This is a genomic window from Rhizobium ruizarguesonis, assembly GCF_017357285.1.
Lineage (GTDB): Bacteria > Pseudomonadota > Alphaproteobacteria > Rhizobiales > Rhizobiaceae > Rhizobium > Rhizobium ruizarguesonis.
Window position 1 is genome coordinate 180,524 of the sequence record NZ_CP071682.1, and the last position, 19,097, is coordinate 199,620.

General features: G+C 60.0%; 14 protein-coding genes and 2 pseudogenes. 6 read left to right on the top strand and 10 right to left on the bottom strand.

The window, feature by feature from the left end:
* Positions 1-505: 505 nt before the first annotated feature.
* On the bottom strand, positions 506-5,605 hold the full coding sequence (locus tag J3P73_RS35155; RefSeq protein WP_207580373.1) for a DEAD/DEAH box helicase family protein: 5,100 nt from the start codon (positions 5,603-5,605) through the stop codon (positions 506-508).
* 298 nt (positions 5,606-5,903) lie between these two features.
* A complete protein-coding gene (locus J3P73_RS35160; protein WP_207580374.1) occupies positions 5,904-6,932 on the bottom strand; it encodes a DUF3991 and toprim domain-containing protein in 1,029 nt (342 codons plus the stop codon).
* Between the two features lie 227 nt (positions 6,933-7,159).
* Between J3P73_RS35160 and J3P73_RS35165 the strand changes: the two genes are divergently transcribed.
* Positions 7,160-7,309 (top strand): hypothetical protein, encoded by a 150-nt coding sequence (locus tag J3P73_RS35165; RefSeq protein WP_155755858.1) that lies wholly within the window; start codon positions 7,160-7,162, stop codon positions 7,307-7,309.
* A 263-nt stretch (positions 7,310-7,572) separates the two neighbouring features.
* Here the strand turns inward: J3P73_RS35165 and J3P73_RS35170 are convergent, their stop codons facing one another.
* The 4 genes and pseudogenes from J3P73_RS35170 to J3P73_RS35180 all read right to left on the bottom strand — a co-directional run bounded on the left by J3P73_RS35170 (position 7,573) and on the right by J3P73_RS35180 (position 10,024).
* Positions 7,573-7,773, bottom strand: coding sequence for a helix-turn-helix domain-containing protein (locus J3P73_RS35170; protein ID WP_018516749.1), 201 nt, complete (start codon positions 7,771-7,773; stop codon positions 7,573-7,575).
* A 245-nt stretch (positions 7,774-8,018) separates the two neighbouring features.
* Positions 8,019-8,362, bottom strand: a pseudogene (locus J3P73_RS37905) (SIS domain-containing protein); the annotation flags it as partial.
* 29 nt (positions 8,363-8,391) lie between these two features.
* Positions 8,392-9,156, bottom strand: a complete 765-nt coding sequence (locus J3P73_RS35175) for a GntR family transcriptional regulator (RefSeq protein WP_207580375.1) — start codon at positions 9,154-9,156, stop codon at positions 8,392-8,394.
* Between the two features lie 10 nt (positions 9,157-9,166).
* The gene (locus J3P73_RS35180) at positions 9,167-10,024 is read right to left on the bottom strand and encodes a glucosamine kinase nucleotide-binding domain-containing protein (RefSeq protein WP_207580376.1); all 858 of its coding nucleotides are present in this window, start codon (positions 10,022-10,024) and stop codon (positions 9,167-9,169) included.
* A gap of 161 nt (positions 10,025-10,185) precedes the next feature.
* Between J3P73_RS35180 and J3P73_RS38115 the strand changes: the two genes are divergently transcribed.
* The 4 genes and pseudogenes from J3P73_RS38115 to J3P73_RS35195 form a co-directional block, all read left to right on the top strand.
* The gene (locus J3P73_RS38115) at positions 10,186-10,317 is read left to right on the top strand and encodes a hypothetical protein (RefSeq protein WP_261316454.1); all 132 of its coding nucleotides are present in this window, start codon (positions 10,186-10,188) and stop codon (positions 10,315-10,317) included.
* Positions 10,318-10,543: 226 nt separating this feature from the next.
* Complete coding sequence (locus J3P73_RS35185) at positions 10,544-11,266, top strand: Crp/Fnr family transcriptional regulator (protein WP_164598170.1); 723 nt, start codon at positions 10,544-10,546, stop codon at positions 11,264-11,266.
* Between the two features lie 144 nt (positions 11,267-11,410).
* The gene (locus J3P73_RS35190; protein WP_207580377.1) at positions 11,411-12,622 is read left to right on the top strand and encodes an NADP-dependent isocitrate dehydrogenase; all 1,212 of its coding nucleotides are present in this window, start codon (positions 11,411-11,413) and stop codon (positions 12,620-12,622) included.
* A 125-nt stretch (positions 12,623-12,747) separates the two neighbouring features.
* Positions 12,748-12,942 (top strand): annotated as a pseudogene (locus J3P73_RS35195) (IS5/IS1182 family transposase); the annotation flags it as partial.
* 82 nt (positions 12,943-13,024) lie between these two features.
* Here J3P73_RS35195 and J3P73_RS35200 read toward each other — a convergent pair.
* From J3P73_RS35200 to J3P73_RS35215, 4 genes are read right to left on the bottom strand one after another with little or no spacing between them, the layout of a single operon-like run.
* On the bottom strand, positions 13,025-13,948 hold the full coding sequence (locus J3P73_RS35200) for a sugar phosphate isomerase/epimerase family protein (RefSeq protein WP_164598174.1): 924 nt from the start codon (positions 13,946-13,948) through the stop codon (positions 13,025-13,027).
* A 17-nt stretch (positions 13,949-13,965) separates the two neighbouring features.
* A complete protein-coding gene (locus tag J3P73_RS35205) occupies positions 13,966-15,675 on the bottom strand; it encodes an ABC transporter permease (protein ID WP_164598176.1) in 1,710 nt (569 codons plus the stop codon).
* Positions 15,672-16,676 carry an ABC transporter ATP-binding protein gene (locus J3P73_RS35210; protein WP_164598178.1) on the bottom strand — a complete coding sequence of 335 codons (1,005 nt, stop codon included), beginning with the start codon at positions 16,674-16,676 and terminating at the stop codon, positions 15,672-15,674. Before J3P73_RS35210 ends, J3P73_RS35205 begins: the two co-directional genes overlap by 4 nt.
* Positions 16,677-16,726: 50 nt before the next feature.
* A complete protein-coding gene (locus J3P73_RS35215; protein WP_018517035.1) occupies positions 16,727-17,731 on the bottom strand; it encodes an extracellular solute-binding protein in 1,005 nt (334 codons plus the stop codon).
* A 136-nt stretch (positions 17,732-17,867) separates the two neighbouring features.
* On the opposite strand from J3P73_RS35215, the gene J3P73_RS35220 reads away from it, so the two are divergent.
* Positions 17,868-19,025 (top strand): ROK family protein, encoded by a 1,158-nt coding sequence (locus J3P73_RS35220; RefSeq protein ID WP_018517036.1) that lies wholly within the window; start codon positions 17,868-17,870, stop codon positions 19,023-19,025.
* Positions 19,026-19,097 lie beyond the last annotated feature (72 nt).

A 19,097-nucleotide genomic window follows, 5' to 3' on the forward strand; every position in this document is an offset into this window, starting at 1 on the left:
CCTTTCCGGGGATGCGGACGCGGCCCTCTGCCGGTCCTTTCTGTCTTCATTTTTCCTGAAGACACCTCCCGGACCGCAAAGCGGTCGGACCGGCGCAACCGCGGTCGAGCAGCCCTGCCGCGAAGGACAAGCGAGGCTAACAGCCTTGCGAAGGACGAGTGCCCGGGATGCGCAGGCGGCGGTTGAGCGCCAGCGGCGACGGGAGGACCGATCTGCGACCGGTTTTCTTCCGTTTCCCCTTCTCCATTTCCCAACTTCTTCTGATAAGCGCTCTGCTACAGCGCTCGGAATCTGGGTTGAGCGGGAACAAAAAAATGGGCCGTCGGAAGAACCGAGGCCCATGAAGTGTGAAGGTTATTTAACCTCCAGAGGGGAACAGCTGTTGCGGCGGCACTGGGAGGAGACCGCCATGTGCATCAGCTGTGTGCACTATGATGATATTTTGATCAGATAGAAAACATTTATTGTGCAATGCACCTATGCACATGCTGCACTGCTCCCAAAATCAGGCTGCCTCCCTAGCAGAGGCCCCTGCCTCGCGCGCCTCGGCCGCGAGCTCCGCCTCAACCTCCTGGAACTGGCGACGCTTTTCGGCCAGCTCACTTGCGAAGGCAAAATCGCCACCTTGACGGGACTGGTAGGAAGCAAGACGCCGGCGCGCTTCCTCCAGCCGTTGGCGATAGCGTTCCCGCTCCCCGTCGAAATCATCGAGCGTATTCTCGAGGCGGGAGACGGCGCCGAGCGGTGTCACCGTGACGGCGAGATCGATCTCGTAGTCCGCGCCCGTGCGCTGAAGCATGGTGGTGTAGCGATAACCGTCAGACTTGCCGAAGCGCTCGCCATCGTAGACGAGATCGAAGCCACCAATGGAGGCGGTGACGATCTCACCCTCCTGTTGAAGCTGAACGAGAGTGAGGATTTCCTTCATCAGCGCGCGGCCGGCATCCTTTCGCTCATCATATGAAACACCCGTGACGGTCATTGTGAAAGCCTTTCCCGCAGTCGGAACCAGCCGCTCGATGTCTTTGCCAATCTCGCCGATCCGACGGATTGATATCTCGATGTCGCGTTCGGCGTCCCGGACCTGCCGGCGCACCGCGAACAGGTCGTCATCATGGGCGGCGCGTAGCCGCTCGAGACGAGCGATATCCGCTTCGAGCCCTGCCTTCTGCATCAGGCGCTCGTCGCCCGAGGCAATCGCCTTGGCCATGGCGAACTGGTTGGCCTGGCCGTCACCGAGGTCGTCCAGCCGACGGATCGAGGTGTCGCCGGAAAGGGCCGCCGCGATGAAGCGGGCCTTGCGCTCGTTGTTCTGCCACATGGCAGCATCAAGTGCCCCTTGCGTGGCGTAGGCGAAGATATCGACGACATCGTGCTGATTGCCCTGGCGGACGATGCGGCCCTCGCGCTGCTCGATCTGCGACGGCAGCCACGGCACATCGAGGTGATGCAGCGCCCTCAACCTGAGTTGAGCGTTGACGCCGGTGCCCATGGTCTCAGACGAGCCGATCAGAAAGCGAACCTTGCCCGAACGGACATCACCGAACAGACGTTGCTTGGCCTCTGTCTTCTTGAAGTCCTGCATGAAGGCGATTTCCGACGCGGGTACGCCAAGTCGGATCAATTCGTCACGGATCCAGCGGTAGGCGGAGAAACCGCGCGTCTTCTCGACATTGATGGTGCCGAGATCGGAGAAAATCATCTGCGCGGCGCCCGGAAGCTCATAGGGCTTGCCGTCCGGACGAAGATAGGTGTTTTCGCTCGTTTCCGTCCAGATGCGAAAGGCGTTCTCGATGAGAAGATTGAGCTTGTTGTCCGGCTCGTTGTCGTTTGCCGGAATGACCAGGCGCAGGTCGATCGCCGCATGGCGGCCGTCAGTGATGACGGACAGCAGGATATCGTCTCCGGGCTGAGCCGGCCCCTCGCGCATCTCGATCGCCTTGATGCGGCTGTCGAGGATTTGCTGATAGAGTTTGAATGCCGCCGTCGGTTGCGCCGTCAGGATCTGCCGCCGACCGGTCGAGAGTGCCGGAACCTTCACATATTGCTTCAGGTCCTGCGGCATCACAACGTCGGCGAACGAGCGGAACATGGCGATCAGTTCCGGCACGTTGACGAAGCTCGCAAACCGGCTCACTGGCTTGTATTTGCCGGACGGCTGGATTTCGAGTTCGGTCGTCGTGTCGCCGAAGGTCGAGGCCCAGGCGTCGAATTCATGAAGCCCGCGTTCGCGGAGCGCCTCGTGGCCGAGCAGTCGCTGGATCGAGAACATTTCACCGAGCGTGTTGGTGATTGGCGTGCCGGAGGCCAACACGAGCGCGCGGCCGGGATTCTTGGTCTCGATATAGCGGGACTTGACATAAAGGTCCCAGGCCCGCTGCGATCCGTTCGGGTCGATGCCTTTCAGTGTCGACATATTGGTCGCAAACGAGAGTTTGCGGAATTCCTGCGCCTCGTCGACAACGATCTGATCGACGCCGATTTCCGAGATCGTGAGAAGGTCGTCCTTGCGGGTTGAGAGCGCTTCCAACCGCTCTTGCAAACCTTCCTTCAGGCGCTCGAGCCGCTTTCGCGACACCCGATCCTCACTGTCCGCCTTGGTCAGCAGATCCTCGTGGAGCTCGAGCTCATCATTGATCATTTGGCTCTCGAACGCCGACGGCACGGCGATGAACCTGAAGGCCGAATGGGTGATGATGATCGCATCCCAGGGGGCCGTGGCGGCTCGCGACAGGAAACGTGCCCGCTTGTCCTTGGTGAAGTTGGTCTCGTCGGCGACGAGGATACGAGCGTTCGGATAGAGCGCCAGGAACTCGCGCGCCGCCTGTGCGAGGCAATGGCCTGGCACGACCAGCATCGCCTTGGCGATCAGGCCGAGACGGCGCTGCTCCATGATCGCGGCTGCCATCGTCATCGTCTTGCCGGCGCCGACAGCATGGGCGAGATAGGTCGAGCCGGAGGAGATGATCCTCCAGATTCCACGCTTCTGGTGCCCATACAAAACAAAGGCGCCGGAGGCGCCGGGAAGCTTCAGATGGGAGCCGTCGAATTTTCGAGGCGCGAGGTTGTTGAAGCGGTCATTATAGACCCGCGCAAGCCGGTCGGTGCGGTCTGGGTCAGTCCAGACCCAGTTCTGAAAAGCCTCCTTGATCTTTTGCAGCTTGTCGCGCGCTGCTTCCGTGTCGACGACATTCAGAACGCGGCGTTCACCGCCAACGTCCTTGAACACGTCGAAGATCTGCGGCACCCGGCTGTTCAGCGCATCCGCCAACAATTCACCGGCGTGACGGCGGCTCGTGCCCCATTCGGAGGTGCCGGCGGCATTGTAGCCAAGCTGCCGTGCCTCGACGGTCCATGACCCGAGCTCCGACATATGGTGGATCCTGATGTCCACATCCATCGTTTCCTTGACGAAGGCGACGACATCGGCAGCCGGAATCCAGGGTGCGCCGAGACGGGCGGTGATATCTGACGGCCGGAGGTCGGCAGGCTGGACGTCCTGCAGCGCTCGGACATTGCGCTCGTATACTGGATCGAGCGACGCGGCTGCCTCGGCGACCGTGAGCTTCGTGCGGACCGGGCCTGAGAGATAAGCGTCAGAGGTCTGCCAGGAGCCATCGGCGGGATCGCGGAAGATGGCGTCACCGAGTTCGTCGATCACAGCATCCGGATCACGGTGCAGCAGCTCGGCAGTATGGTCGGGATCAACGCGGCCACGCTCGTTGAGAACGACGGCGAGCGCGTCGGCTGCCGAGGTTATGACCGGCGCCGCGGGCGGCGAGATCACCCGCTCGGTGAAGATCGGACCGGGCTTTGCCGTATCGGTTTCGAGATCGTAGTCCTCGATCGAGGCCACCAGCCAACAATCGGGATCGTCGAGGAACGGCTGGAGATTCGGCCGGCGATGGGTTTCGCGGAGTTCGCCCGTCTCATCATCCTCAGAAATCGAAACCGTCGTATGGTTGATCGGCCCGAAGTCTCGGACGAAGCTCGACCAGCCGATGCGCAGCCGAACCTGCAGATCCCGCCACGGCTGATCGCGTTCCTGCGCTTTCAGCACCTCGCGCACGGCGTCGCGGATCGGGATCAGCTTCTTGATGATCCGGACATGCTTTTCGGACAGGCCTTCGCCTGACCTGACTTTTCGCACCGACACCGCGAGCGGGGCTCCGTCGATCATTTGCATGAGACCGTGGCGGCTGTTGAGGAAGAAGCTGCCCTCGCGGACCTTGTCGTTGCTGTGGCGGAGATCGACGATCTCGCCCACTTCCTCTTCCAGATTGATGTCGATCTGCGACGGCTCGCCGTCATACCGATCTTCGGGGAGTAGAGCGATCACTGCCTTCAGTGCCGTTTCCAGATCTTCACCGGAGCGTGGCCGGCACGTATAGGTCTCGCCGAACGAGCCAGACGTTAGGGCGTGCTCGCCGAGCACGAAATTCGGGTGCCGTGCGAACCAGCGGTTTACGCGGATCGCCCCCTCGTCGGATGTCGCAGGACGAACCTCTTCGAGATCGAGCCATGATAGATCACCCTCCGGCTCGCTGGCCTTGCGCTTGCGAAAAAACAGGATGTCCACGACCACATCCGTGCCAGCGTCGCGGCGGAAGCCGCCCTCGGGGAGGCGGGCCGCTGCGATCAGATCGGCGGACCTGGCGATATGCTCTCGCGCTGTGCTGTCCACCTTGTCCATCGTGCCGCTGCTTGTCACGAACGCGGCGAGTGCACCGGGCTTCAAGAGATCGATCGACCGGGCAATGAAGTAGTCGTGCAGCCGCAGACCGAGCGGACGGTACTGCCGGTCCGACCGAACTGTTCGATCGGAGAAGGGCGGATTGCCGATCGCGAGATCATAGATCGCGTTGAGATCGGTGCGCGCGAAGTCGGCGTTGATGATGCGCGCCTTCGGCTGAAGAAGCCGGACAATCCGCGCCGTCACCGGATCGAGTTCGATGCCGGTGACATAGCTTGTGTCGCGGAGCGCCGTTGGCATCAGCGCCGGAAACAGGCCCGTGCCGATTCCCGGCTCCAGCACGCGGCCCCCGCGCCATCCGAGCCGCCGCAAGCCCGCCCAGATCGCCCGGACGATGAACTCGGGAGTGAAGTGAGCATATTGGGTGCAGCGCGCGAGCGAAGCATAATCGGCATCGGTGACGGCGCTTTCCAGCGAACTGCCGAGGTCATCCCAGCCTTCCCGGAAATCGACTTCGCCTGGACGCCGGAACATGCCGTTCGCGAGTTCCGATGCGCCAAAACCGGTGAAGCGGATCAGCTTCGCCTGCTCGTCACGGATGGCGGGTCGATCCTGCTTTTCGATTTCGTTGGCCGTCAGGATGGCTGCAAGATTCGCCTTCGCTCTTTGCTTCCAGTCGATCGCAAGTCCACGATCGCCATCCTCGAGATAGAAGTTAGCGCACGCGCCCTGTCTCCGCGGTGCCGGCCGCTTCGCAGCTGGCAGATGCAATGCCGGCGTCGGGGAGAGCGGCGGCGGATCGGGATCGTCGTCGTTGGCGGCGAAACCGCCAAACGCGGTGACGCCCAAGCCAAGCCCGAGCGACAATGCGCTGCTGCCTGATATATCGAGGGTGAAGGGATCGGTGGACATGGAAAACTCCTTGTCGAGGATGTGCGCCATCGCCCACGGGACAGGTCCCGCGGCTGCGAAGGCGGATGAAAATGAGGTGAGGGATGGACCTGGTTTCGGCTGCAGCGATCGCGAGCTACAAGCGCGTGATTACGGAGAGCTGCATGGTTTCCGGCGCAAACTGCGCCCGCAGGTGCGTCGCTTCCGGGTTTGTGGAAAGCGGTGCCTCCAGGTGGTTGCGGGAGAGGGGATCATCTGCGGCTCCTTGCGCGTCTCCGAACTGATGTGCGGCGCCGTCCTCTCGACCTCGCCATCTTCTTCAGTTCTCCATGACCCCTTGCCTGCCGCCGGCATCGCGACCGGCCGGGTCAAGGGCCGGCTCAGCCGGGCGAAGCGTCCCTTGACGCGGGCGGCGGGAATGCGGCACGCCTCTTTCTCTTCGTTCCCTCATTTCCTTCTCCCTGATCTTCAGGGTCTCGTTCCAGTCCTCCTCGGGCGGGCGCAGCCGCGTCCAGTCACAGCCAGTTTCCTCTGCGATCGCCCGCAATCGCTCGGCAAACAGATCGCCTTGTGCATTGGCATCCGTCGCAGCGACCAGCCGGGCATCCTGTCGGGAGGCCAAGTCCCACAGCGCGGCCTGCGTGGCCGGCGACCACCCGCCGCCGGTGCTGAGATAGAGCGTGCCTTCCCGCATCCCCTCGATCGCCGCGAGACTCATGGCATCGATCGCAGCTTCCGTGACGGCCAGGCGCGACGCAGTAACCGACCCGAGACGGAAGAGAACCTTCCTTCCGCCAGAGGAGAAGCCCCGGTATTGCGGCCCTCGTGCCTCCCAGCCGGTCACAACTCCGGTCTTGTCCGTATGAGCTGCCCATATGCTGCCATGCGGGCCTTCTCGAAGAAGGCCGCCTTTGATCGCGGTGCGGAGTAAAGACGACGGCAGGCAACGCTCGCCATTGAGATAACGCCATGTCGACGATCCGGGCCATGGGCGGCGGCGCGCCTGCCAACGATCGGGGAGGGAGAGGTCGTATCCTCCATCAGGCTCCAACGACTGCCACTCCGGCTCGGTGATCGTGAATCCCACGAGATCCGCGACCCTTTCGGCGCCTTCGCAAAATCCGACATGATCGAGATGCTCGACTAGCCCGAACACATCGCCTTTCGCATCACTGAGCGGATCGAACCATCCACGCCCTTCATGCGTGACGATGATGATTTCACCGCCACGGCGAAACTTCATCGCCCGCCGGGTGCTTTCCTTGATGTCGATGGCGAAGCTCGCCTTTTCGAGAACGGCCGCGCAACTGACCCGTTCGCGGAGCGCTTCTATGTCTCTTCTCTTCATTTCATTTCCGATCGCCCGGCGATCGGCCCTCGTTGCCCGTCCCTGCCCGTTGTTTCCGGACACTTCCTCGCGCCGCGAAGAGCAAAGGCTGCAAGGGCGCGGCCGGCAACTGTCGGATCATGCAATGATCTGCCCGGTCGCGGCGAAGCCTCCCTTGCGGCATGCGGCTCGCAAGCGGCACGCCAAAGGCAAGGCCGCCTCCAATGAGCCGGCCAGGGAAAGGATTCATGGACGATCTCAAGGTCGTCGTCGGCATCGATCTCGGCAGAGGAAAAGACGCTGTATTCACCGTCGACTTCAAAGACGGTGACCGGACCATGAGGTCATGGGAGCTGGAAGGAGCGGCACTGTGCGCGGGAAAGACCGAGCGACTTTAGAGAGGCTCCAGCGGGAGCCGGCCAATTCCCGCTCGATGGCTCCTCAAAGGCGTGGGACCTTACAGCGGGGAAAACGCGGATTGGTTTGCTTTCCTGGCCACCTCGGTTCGGCTACGTTCCGCACCGACCGCAGGAGCCATTGTCTCCGTGTTTTCAAAACCGATGGCGCGACCTTGCTGCGCCTGACGTCGCCAAAAACGGTGCATTTACAAGCAGCATGCAAGGTAAGGTGAAAGTGTCCGGCGCCCGCGACCATGATGCGATCAGTCTGATCGCGTGAGCTTCGCTTTCTCAAGCGCCTGTTCCAATGATTCGGCGTTGAGCGAAATAACCGCACGCTCCACGCACGCCTGAATTTCAGCGGTATCCTTTCCCTCGATCAACGCTATATCAGCCACAGTCCAGCCTCTCGATATCCAATGGAGACAGGTTCGTTCAAACGGCGAGAGCATTGCTATCTTCATGACGCGCTGGTCCCACTCAGCTAAAGCCAGCAGGTTTCCGAGCGGAAAACATCAACCATAAGATTGGAGAACCTGTGCAAATTTGATCCAAGATCACCATGATCGCTTGTTTCGAAACCCTTTGGCCTACCTGTCCAGCTCGACTTCAACTCAAACTCGGGGGTCAACACCACGAGATCTGCGTCGTCTTCAGGCACAAGCCGACCTTTGTACTCAGCATGCTCATGGCGTTGGTGGGTCCCGCAAGCGGGAAGCGTATTTGTCAGAGCAATCCAAGCGGCGATGGCGCGCGTGGCTGCCTTGGGAAGGGGGCCCGCGACCAAGTTGGGCTCGAGACCGTAGATTGAAGCGAGTGACAGCCGAATCGAAGCGACGGCAATTTCGCACTTAGCTCGATTGAATATTTCAGGGACATGGCGGCGTGGTCGGACAAGCCGCACGCGGCTGTGACGACGAATGTGGAGTCCTCGGCCCGCAAAGCCGCTCCGGTGGCAGCGAAGTCTTTCGCTAAGCGATCGAGTAATCTGGCCGCAGCTTCTGGAATTTCGTCGATCTCACGGCACATGTTCGTTTGCACGGTGGCCCGCATGATAGGATCCTGTCTTGTAAGAAGAGCGGTCAGTTTTCGAGAAAGGTGAGCTCGCTGACAAAACCTTCGGCATCGCCTCGAAAAAGTGAGCGGGTGAATTCGATCGCACGGCCCGAAGCAAGATAGGCAACGCGCTTTGTCAAAAGACCAGCCGTTCCAATCGCGACGCCAAGCAAGGAGGCGTCCGGATCTTCGATGTTGGATGCGAAAGTGCGCTGGATCGCACGAACGGGTCTAAAGTTTGCGTCCGCGAGTGTGTTGCAGATAGAAGAGGTAACGGTACGAACGTGGGGCAGGAACTCCGAGGAAATGCATGTGCGTTCGATCGCAAGCGGCTGGCCCGCCGAGCTCCGCAAGCAGGTGATGCGCACGACGTGACTGTCGCCTGACAAGCCGAGCGTCATCATCTCCTCTGGTGCGGGATGAGACGTGCTGCGCCCGATGCACTCGACTTTCGTGTCCAATCCACGCCAGGAAATGTTACCCGTCAAAGAGTTCGCGCATAACGGAGGCTGATCTGCGTGGACCGCCGATCTGCCAACGAAGGTTCCTGAGCCTCGGCGACAGACCAGAAAGCCGTCTTGGACGAGATGGTCGATTGCTTTGCGGACCGTTACACGGCTAACGCGGAGATGTTCAGCAAGGTCTCGTTCGGAATAAAGAACGTCGCCCTCTTTGAGTTTACCCGACAGGATAGCCTTTTCAAGCACCAGGCGAAGCCTATGGTAGAGCGGGCCGGCGCCCTTGATGTCTATGCCCCATCCTGGAAGCATGGCCGCAAGCCTGTCACTCATTCGATCGCTTTCAGATGCCCGAAGCGCGACACACGGCCCCGCTCACTGCATCGCCTTCGGGCGTTACCAATAAACTTTGATGCCGTGCAGCGATCCAGGACGAATACAGCGGCCCCAATCCCCCGAGCAGACAAATCTTCTGCGTTCCTCGCGCGACTAGACGATCAAGTGCTTCGTCAACTGAAACAGCGGCTTCTTGCAACAGGCGCGCGGCGACGGCATCGCCCTGTTTCATGTGCTCGAATACGCGCGGCGCATAGCGGCCGAAGGCGCCGGGCTTTGCCTGCCGCGCAAACTCGACGATATTGCGTGGGTCATTTTTGAATTCCGCAAGGACGGAGGCGGTCATCGCGGACATGTCGTGAATGCCGTCATATGCGAGCAGCGTTTCTTGCAAAAGCGCATGTCCAATACGAGCGCCGCTGCCGAGGTCGCCCACAGTAAAGCCCCATCCGCCGACGTAGGTCACCGTTTCGCAGTGGCGGGAAATGTAGATCGTGCCTGTTCCTAAAATGGCGACGGCTCCGTCTTTATCACCAAGCGCGCCTTGTAGCGCGATCAGCCCGTCTGACTCGATGTCCGCCTGGGCGAAGGGTAGCCTGTTTTTCACGTAGTGAACGGCCTCGCCGACATTATTGCCCGCGACCCCAAGAACTGCACGCGCCGAGGCGATGCTACGCGCATTGATGCCAGCTGCGTAGAAAGCCGCGCGGGTCGCACTGGCAATGTTGTCGAGGGCCGTATCCGGATCGGAAAGAATGTTGGCGGGCCCGGCTTGAGCCCGCGCAAGGATACTCCCGTTCGCACCGGCGACTGCCGCACGGCAGCTGGTGCCACCGCCGTCGATTCCGATTAGATAGACAGTCATCCGCCCGTTCCTTCAGGAGGTCATCTGACACAACGTCGATCGCGTTCGGGCCGCACCAGCTGCGCGCACTGTGTTCGTACGTACGTCGCACAAACATACCGGAATTGTCAAGTGGAAACCGGCTAGAGAGAGTATGGGCGACCCAGCTGAAGGAACCCGTAATGCCTTTCGACCTGAACCCTTTCCCCGTCGCGAGTAACCGTCATACAATTTGGGAAATGCTCGTGCGCAAAGACGTCGGCGGCTTCGTCGCCCAGGATTTGGAAGATCTTTGCTCCGTCGTCCAAGTTTGAAGGATTCTGCGGGACGGCCTCGTGTCGAGGCAGGCGCTTCCAAAAACAGCCATGGCACCGAAACTTTGATCTGGATCAACTCGCGGTCCCAGCGAAATTGGTAGTCATCAAGCCGCGCCGGAAGAAATCGGGATAGCCGAACCCGCAATCACGGCGTAATCGTCTGGGGTATGCCCAGCATGCGCAGCCACATCATGGCACACGCGGATTTTGAAGGGATCAGGAAATGGACGTTGCACGCAGTAAGGTTTCCGACACCGGCACTCCCGTCGCTTGCGCTTCCTGCCAAGCGCGGCACGGCGTCGTCTGCGGCGCGCTGTGGAGCGGCCAACTCCGAGAGCTCGGCCGCCAGTCGCTGCGCCGCACGGTCGATGCCGGCAGCGAGATCATCGCTCAAGGGTCGGAAAGCTCTTTCTATTCGAACATCATGCGCGGGGTAGTAAAGCTCTGCAAGGTGATGCCGGACGGGCGCCAGCAGATCGTCGGCCTGCAATTCGCCCCCGATTTCGTCGGCAGGCCCTTCGTGCCCGAAAGCATGCTGTCGGCTCAGGCTGCGACCGACGCCGAAATCTGCGTCTTCCCCCGCGACCTGCTCGACCGCATGATATCGGAGACGCCGAAGCTGCAGCGCAGCCTGTACGATCAGGCGCTGAAGGAGCTGGACGCCGCGCGCGAATGGATGCTGACGCTCGGCCGGCGCACCGCCGAGGAGAAGGTCGCAAGCCTGCTCCACCTCATCGCCACCCACGCCGAACCGCAGACCGCCACGACCACCTCTTTCGACCTGCCGCTGTCCCGCGCCGAGATCGCCGATTTTCTCGGTCTGACCATTGAAACCGTCAGCCGCAAGTTGACCAAGCTGCGCAAGAGCGGTGTCATTCGCATCGAGAACTTTCGACATATCATCGTCCCCGACATGGATGAACTGGAGCGGATGATCAGCGCATAGAACGGGATCATCTGCCGAATTCGGAATCAGCGCGTGATCACGACGCGGGTATTGGCGAGGCCAGCCTGTGGCGCCAGCAGCGCTCCGGATCATATCACCCACCCGGGACGCCCGTCCCTATTGAAGCTCGAACGAGGCAGATACATGAACAAGATCAAGGTCGCCAATCCCGTCGCCGATCTCGACGGCGATGAAATGACGCGCATCATCTGGCAGCTCATCAAGGATAAGCTGATCCATCCGTATCTCGACCTCGACATCGACTATTTCGACCTCTCGGTCGAAAACCGCGACGCCACCAACGACCAGGTCACTGTCGACGCCGCCAACGCCATCAAGAAGTACGGCGTCGGCATCAAGTGCGCGACGATCACGCCGGATGAGGCCCGCGTCAAGGAATTCAACCTCAAGGAAATGTGGAAGAGCCCGAACGGCACGATCCGCAACATTCTCGGCGGCGTCATCTTCCGCGAGCCGATCATCTGCAAGAACGTGCCGCGCCTGGTTCCCGGCTGGACCAAGCCGATCGTCGTCGGCCGCCACGCCTTCGGCGACCAGTACCGCGCCACCGATTTCAAGTTCCCCGGCAAGGGCAAGCTGACAATCAAGTTCGTCGGCGAAGACGGCACCGTCATCGAGAAGGACGTCTTCAACGCACCGGGCGCCGGCGTTGCCATGGCCATGTACAATCTCGACGAATCGATCCGCGAATTTGCCCGCGCCTCGATGATGTACGGCCTGATGCGCAAGTGGCCGGTCTATCTGTCGACCAAGAACACCATCCTCAAGGCCTATGACGGCCGCTTCAAGGACATCTTCGAGGAAGTCTACGAGACCGAATTCAAGGATCAGTTCAAGGAAGCCGGCATCACCTACGAACACCGCCTGATCGACGACATGGTCGCCTCGGCGCTCAAGTGGTCGGGCGGCTACGTCTGGGCCTGCAAGAACTATGACGGCGACGTCCAGTCCGACACGGTCGCTCAAGGCTTCGGTTCGCTCGGCCTGATGACCTCGGTTCTGCTCACGCCCGACGGCAAGACGGTCGAAGCCGAAGCCGCTCACGGCACGGTCACCCGCCACTACCGCCAGCACCAGAAGGGCCAGGAAACCTCGACGAACTCGATCGCCTCGATCTTCGCCTGGACCCGCGGCCTGGCGCACCGCGCCAAGCTCGACGACAATGCCGAGCTCGCCCGCTTCGCCGCGACGCTCGAAAAGGTCTGCGTCGATACCGTCGAATCCGGTTTCATGACCAAGGACCTGGCGCGGCTGATCGGCCCCGACCAGCCATGGCTCTCGACCACTGCCTTCCTCGACAAGATCGACCAGAACCTGCAGAAGGCCATGGCGTAAGCCGGCCTTTCCAAGATAACTTCGAAGCGGCGGGGATTTCCCCGCCGTCAGATTGCTGACAAACCCCTGGCCTTGGCTGCGGGTTTATGATTCAGTGGGACATGTTGAAGAAACCCGCGCCGCAGCAGGTCTCCCGCAGCGATCCAGACAGCGACTATATGGTGCGCGACGGCAAGCCGAAGGGCTTCTTCTCTCTCGATCATCGCACGGTGCACGGCAAGCTCGCCATCATCACCGATGCTCATGTTACGCCGGCCAATGTCCACGACTCGATCGTCTATCTCTCAAGGCTCGACCGGCAGCAGACCCGTTTCGGCTTCCGCCCCGGAACTGTTCAAGCGTCAACGCTGCTACCTTTGTCACGACATAGTGGAGAAATGTCGAGGGTAAGCGCATTCGCCATCACGTGCTTTTCCTCTCGCGCGCCTCGGCGACCATCTCCTCGAGCCTAACAGCAACACTGTGAGCGCGGCGATAGTAGGCGGATTCTGGAATCCCATATCGGTCCATCGGCGTCTCGAAGTTGAGCGGAGTCTGATAAGGAGTTGCGGCGATCGCCGAGGCGATCGTGTGCCAATCTAATCGTCCGTCGAATGGCAAGAGATGGTTATCCATTGCTCCGAAATTGTCGTGAATGTGAGTAGCGATGAGGCGATCCGCGAAACGCTCAAGCACGCTGAGCTTGCCTGGCTCGATCAGTTCCCAGTGGCCACAATCGAAGCAGACGCCGATGAACTCCTTGCCGTATCGAGCGAACAATCGATCATAGAGGTTGAGGAAATTCTGGGCGTTGGCGCAAAGGAGAGTTTCCGCGGCAATCTGGACGCCCTTTTCGACGCAGTAGGACCTGATCTCGTCGAGAGACTGGAAAAGGGGGTCGAAGAACGCTCGTTCGGCGGCTTCGCTGCCGAAGACGTTGTCGTTGATATCAATGTGCAGAACAATATTTGGGGACTGGAACGCGGCCGCCAGGTCGACACGGTTACGCAACAGCTCGACTCCGCTGCGGCGCTGCCATTCATGCGGCGACAGGAAGTCCTTGCGTGTCTCCATCGCGAAAGGGCCAGGGTTTTTGTGGCCGATCTCGGTGATAGGATTGCGGCCATTGCTGCCATGAACCGAGTGCACTTTCAGCCCAGCATCGGCCACGATCCTGCTTGTAAACTCGATCTCGGCGTCGGCGAGCCAGTACGAACTGCCGGAGTCGGGATTCCAGTTGATGTGTGTGAAGCCAGCTTCCTTGATGAGGATGAGCGAGTTGCGAATGCCTTCGTCGTACCAACGCTCCTGGTGCGGCCAATGCCAGACGGTGATGCAGGTATCCAATGGATCAGTCTCCGGTTCTACAATGTTGTGGTTTCTGGACCTTTGCCAAGGCCGATGCGCTCGGCCAACAGAATGATCGCCATTGAAAACACCATGATCAGAGTGACGTAGACAAGGTTGAGCGCGGCCTGCTCAGGATCGACAGACAGCGAGCTGTCTACGATTGCAATCGGCAAAGGCTTGTTGTTGACGTTGTATAGAAACGCCGACAAGGGGTATTCCGACAGGAGATCGTTGAAGGCCATCCCGGCGACGAGGATTACAGTCGGCGCCACTATCGGCAGAATGATGCGGCGATAGCGATAAAGACCAGTGGCGCCCATCGAGCGGGCCGCCTCGTTATAGGCCGGATCGATTCCTACGAAGGCTGCCCGCAGGAACCTCACCATAAGCGGCAAGGCGACGATGGCGTAGCCAATCGGCAGGAGCCAGTAGCCGCCGAGGAGGACTGCGTTTCCAACGAGCGGGTTTGGCGTGTCGAAGGTGACGATCAGCCCGACTGCGAGCAGAATACTAGGAACTACCCATGGCAGGAAGAAAGTGATGTCCAGAAGGCGCGTCAGCCAACTGCGCCGGCCAAGAATAACCTGGACGGCAAACAGTGTAACGACGAGCGCCGCCGATACCGCGACAAGGCTCATCACTATGGAGTTGAAGAACGGAAGAAAGGCGGCGCCTTCGGTAAAGACGCGGGCATAGTTCTTCAGTGTCAGGCTGGATGGGATCACTTCGATGCCGATGCTCGCGGCCGGGGCGAAGGAGAAGAGTACGACAAGAGCGATCGGCACCGCATAGATAGCCACGAGAAGATAGGCAAAAAAATGCAGCACTGCATTGCCGATCGGGCTGGAAATTTTGCGTAGCTGGATGGGCGCAGTCGCTTTCGCGCCGCCGACATAGGAGCCGCGCGCTTCGTAATATTGAGACAGCAGGATAAGCGCCATGAGACACAGCCCCATCATAAGCGCCAGTAAAGCGGCCATGTCGGGACGGCGCAGGCTGTTCAGAGTCAGCACCATCTGGCTCAGCATGTGGAAATCGCGACCGCCCAGCACCTGAGGGGCGGCGAAAGAGCTGATCGCGGTGTAAAGGGTGAGAAGGGTGACGGCGAGGAGCGTCGGCATGATTGCTGGCAGTACAACACGCCACAGGATCGTATACTCCGAAGCACCCATACTACGCGCGGCTTCGATGGTTGCGTAGTCGACGCGGCGCATCGCAGCACGCAGAAAAAGATAGTAAAAGTTGGTCATCAGAAAGGTATGCGTGAAGAGCACGCCAAACCAGCCGATGAACCAGTCTTGCGGGAGACTGGAAACGATCGCCTTCACCAGATGTGTCACCGCACCGCCGGGACCATAGGTGAAGTTATAGCCCGCCGCCGCAACGACACCGCCGAAGACCAGCGGCGTTGCATAGGCGATTTTCAAGAGTGCGCGACCGCGTACGTGAAAATATTCAAGGACGACCACCTGGAAAATCCCGACAATGGTCACCGTGACCATGGTCGCTGACGTCATCCAAACCGTGTTCCAAAGGGCAGCGCGCACTCTTCGTGATCTTGAAAGTTCGCTTAGGGTCTGACCGACCACCAGGCTGCCGTCCCTGAAAAATGCCGTTTGAAGTGACGCGACGAGCGGCAGTATCAGGAAGGTGACGACGATCCAGATCAGGGCCGCCAACCCGATCCAATAGACTACGCGCTCGACGGCAGCCGCGCGGTTCATCTGTCCGCTTCCTCGAAGATATGCACCGAGCCCGGCCGGATCGTCCAGGACACGGTCTCACCGATTTCGGGTAACTCGTGCCCCATCCTGGCGGCCGAAATGAAATATCCGCTGGCATCGAGGTCGATGCGGCTGTGGGCGCCAAGGAATTCCACATGACGGACGGTCGCCGGCAACCCGGCTGGTATCACTTTCCCAACGAGTACATCTTCGTGGCGAACAAAAATCCGCCCCCGAACGTCGCTGCCCAGGATTTGCCCGGCAAGCGGCGTGGGCAGTTCGTTGGCGGTGCCGATAAACTCGCAGATGAACGGCGTCGCAGGCTTCCGGTAAAGAGTACGTCCGTCACCGATCTGTTCAACGCCACCGTTCGCCAGCACGACGATCGTGTCGGACATCGTGAGTGCATCTTCCTGATCATGCGTGACAAAGACTGCCGTGAAGCCAAATTCCTGCTGGAGCCTCTTGATCTCGCGGCGCATCGTCACTCGCACCTTGGCGTCGAGATTGGACAATGGTTCGTCGAACAAAAGCACCTTGGAGCCCGCGACGAGCGCGCGCGCAATCGCGACCCGCTGTTGTTGCCCGCCTGACATGGTCGCTGGCTTCTTGTGCAGCTGCTCCGTAATCCCGGATGTTTCGGCGATCTGGGCGACGCGCTTGTCAATCTCGCTCTGCGAATTCTTCGCCACACGCAAAGCAAAGGCGATGTTTTCGAACGCCGTCATCGTTGGAAACAGTGCATAGTTCTGGAATACCATGCCGATATTGCGGCGTTCCGGAGGCTCGTTGGTGATATCTTTTCCTTCAAGAATAATCCGCCCACTCATGGCCGAATGAAAGCCGGCGAGGGTCCTTAGAACGCTGGATTTGCCACTGCCGGAAGCCCCGAGCAGAGCAACGAACTCGCCTTCGTGAATCTCAAGCGAGAGGTCGCGGATGACTACCTTATCGCCATAGCCAATATGCAGTTTATCGATGATGAGGATCGGGGCCGGCATGATCATACTCCTGTGAAGCCTGGCGATCTGCATCGCCCGGTCCTACATGCTCACCGGATTTCAAGCTCGATCTTTTGCAACCAGCCGTCCAGTTTGGGCGCGACGGCATCCCAGTCGATAGGCTGGGCCTTGACTAGTTCCGCATTCGCCTGCACCTCTGGCGGTGATTTAGCCAGCGCCGCCGGCAGCACCGGAACCTGACCGAACTTTTTGGCGTAGCCGGCCATGACATCGGCAGAGCCGAACCAGTCGACGAATGCCTTTGCCTGCTCCAGCTGATCGGTTCTCGCCATGATCGCCACGCCTTCGGAGATGACGGGCGTGCCACCTTCCGGGTCAATGACCTTGACTTGCATGCCGAGTTCCCTGGCGTCCTTGATGACGCCGCCGAACCAGTTCAGATTGATGACCGCACCGCCCGATTTGAAGGCTTCCTTGCGCGCATCGGCGTCATCGACAACGATCGCGTTCGCATAGAATGCGCCAAGAAAATTCCATCCAGCCTGAGTGACTTCGCCCTTGTCGTCGAGGAACCGCGCCAGGATGCCGGCCAGATAGACCCTTGTCGTCTGCCAGGCAGTGTTGCCGATGACGTATTTGCCCTTGTATTCGCCCTTTATCAGGTCTAGCCAGCTTTTTGGGGCCTCAGCAGCGGCTAGCTTTTCGGGATCATAGGCGATGACGATCGGTGTGCTCCAGAATTTGTAGACAATACCTTCTTTGTCCTTGTATTGCGCAGGGAGGTCCGCCGCCCAGGCTGGTGTGTATGGCTGGAACAGGCCGTTCTTTTTGAGCAGAGCCATAGACGTGTCGACCATACCGAGTACGACATCGGCCTGGGGGTTGTTCTTCTCGGCGACCAGCCGATCAAAAAGTTCTCCTCCGGGTGCGCGCAGAAACTGCACATCGTGACCGGCGGCTTTTGCCTGGTCGATTATCCACTGAACGTTCTCTTCTCCCTGAGGTGAATAAACGACGAGACTCTTTGCCAAGGCCGGAGAGGCGATCGCGACCAGCACGGCCGCGAAGGTCAACAAACGTGTGATCTGGTGCATGGTGTTCTCCCATTTCAATTTCGGCGGTCATTCCGGTTTGGCTTCTTAAAGGAGCTTCATGACAGATTAATTACATTGCGTAATTTAATATATATTGCAATAGCTCTTTGGCGGCTACTGGCGATTTGAGGCACTCTTGGACCTTTCACGGAACGAACGACGACTGGTCGAACTGATTTTCGTAGGCAAGAAGATTGCGCGCGTCGACCTGGCCGAACGGTCCGGCATGACGGGTGCTTCTATCACTCGGCTGATAGGCCGCCTGTTGGACATCGGACTTTTGGTCGAGGTGGCCGAGCGGACTGGCGCCCAAGGCCAGCCCCGGCGCTTGCTGAGCTTGCGGGCTGATCGGTATCTTTCTGCCGGGATAACATTCTCGGTGTCCCGAATGGAGGTAGCAATCGTTGATCTAGCGGGTAGGATTCTTACCTCCCGCTCAGCCGACATCGAAACCAGCACAGCTTTGTCTGTGGCGGAGGCGGCGCAGGCGGCTATCGCAACGATGCTGGCCGACCTTGGCACGCCTAAGGATCGTCTTCTCGGGGTCGGGTGTTCGGTACCCGGCAATTTCGGCACGATGTCGAACATCCTCAAGGCCCACAGCTTCTTCCCGGCTTTCGATGATGGTGAGGCGGACCAAGCTTTTAAAGCGACTTTCGAAGCGCCCTATTACATCGAGAATGATGGAACAGCTGCAGCGCTCGGAGAGTATGTGTTCGGCGGACGCATCCCGCAGCCTGATCCGATGTTCTTCATTCACATCGGACACGGCGTCGGGGGAGGGGCGGTTATCGACGGACGGCCGTACCGCGGTGTCAATGGAAACGCCTGCCTGCCCGGAGTTCTCTACCCGTACGACCAGCCGCGCCCATCCGGCCAAGACCTCTTTGCCACCCTCAACGGCGCCGGCTTCGCCATCCACGACTTCATCGATCTCGAGCGGTTGCCAGATAGCGCCGAAGCGGCGTTAGAAATCTGGGTTGAACGCGCCGGAAAGCAGCTCAGCGAGACGGTACGTGTAGCAACGGCGATGTTCGACCCCGCGCTGATTGTCCTTGGGGGACGGCTGCCAGAACTCGTGACAGACAGGCTAGTACGCGCAATTTCCAGTCAGCCAATCCTTGGCCCGTCGCGCGGCTTGGAGGCTGCCGCAGTCGAGGCCTCTCGACTTGGCCCTCGCGCCGGCGCGATCGGGGCGGCCTGCATTCCGTTCTTTGCCTCTCTCTTTTCCGCCGCCGTCGCAGACGATGGCAGTCCTTACCTTAACGGTCGCAAGCCCAAATCCCGACCTTAGAAAATTTGATTGCGCGCCTGAGTCTCTTTAAGAGGTCAAACGGGGCAGACCCAGGCGCGAACCGCACCTTGC

Bases quoted from the DNA above. Each gene is read 5' to 3' on its own strand.
- J3P73_RS35155 (WP_207580373.1), bottom strand. From the start codon at position 5,605: ATGTCCACCGATCCCTTCACCCTCGATATATCAGGCAGCAGCGCATTG.
- J3P73_RS35160 (WP_207580374.1), bottom strand. From the start codon at position 6,932: ATGAAGAGAAGAGACATAGAAGCGCTCCGCGAACGGGTCAGTTGCGCG.
- J3P73_RS35165 (WP_155755858.1), top strand. From the start codon at position 7,160: ATGGACGATCTCAAGGTCGTCGTCGGCATCGATCTCGGCAGAGGAAAA.
- J3P73_RS35170 (WP_018516749.1), bottom strand. From the start codon at position 7,773: ATGAAGATAGCAATGCTCTCGCCGTTTGAACGAACCTGTCTCCATTGG.
- J3P73_RS35175 (WP_207580375.1), bottom strand. From the start codon at position 9,156: ATGAGTGACAGGCTTGCGGCCATGCTTCCAGGATGGGGCATAGACATC.
- J3P73_RS35180 (WP_207580376.1), bottom strand. From the start codon at position 10,024: ATGACTGTCTATCTAATCGGAATCGACGGCGGTGGCACCAGCTGCCGT.
- J3P73_RS38115 (WP_261316454.1), top strand. From the start codon at position 10,186: ATGCCTTTCGACCTGAACCCTTTCCCCGTCGCGAGTAACCGTCATACA.
- J3P73_RS35185 (WP_164598170.1), top strand. From the start codon at position 10,544: ATGGACGTTGCACGCAGTAAGGTTTCCGACACCGGCACTCCCGTCGCT.
- J3P73_RS35190 (WP_207580377.1), top strand. From the start codon at position 11,411: ATGAACAAGATCAAGGTCGCCAATCCCGTCGCCGATCTCGACGGCGAT.
- J3P73_RS35205 (WP_164598176.1), bottom strand. From the start codon at position 15,675: ATGAACCGCGCGGCTGCCGTCGAGCGCGTAGTCTATTGGATCGGGTTG.
- J3P73_RS35210 (WP_164598178.1), bottom strand. From the start codon at position 16,676: ATGCCGGCCCCGATCCTCATCATCGATAAACTGCATATTGGCTATGGC.
- J3P73_RS35215 (WP_018517035.1), bottom strand. From the start codon at position 17,731: ATGCACCAGATCACACGTTTGTTGACCTTCGCGGCCGTGCTGGTCGCG.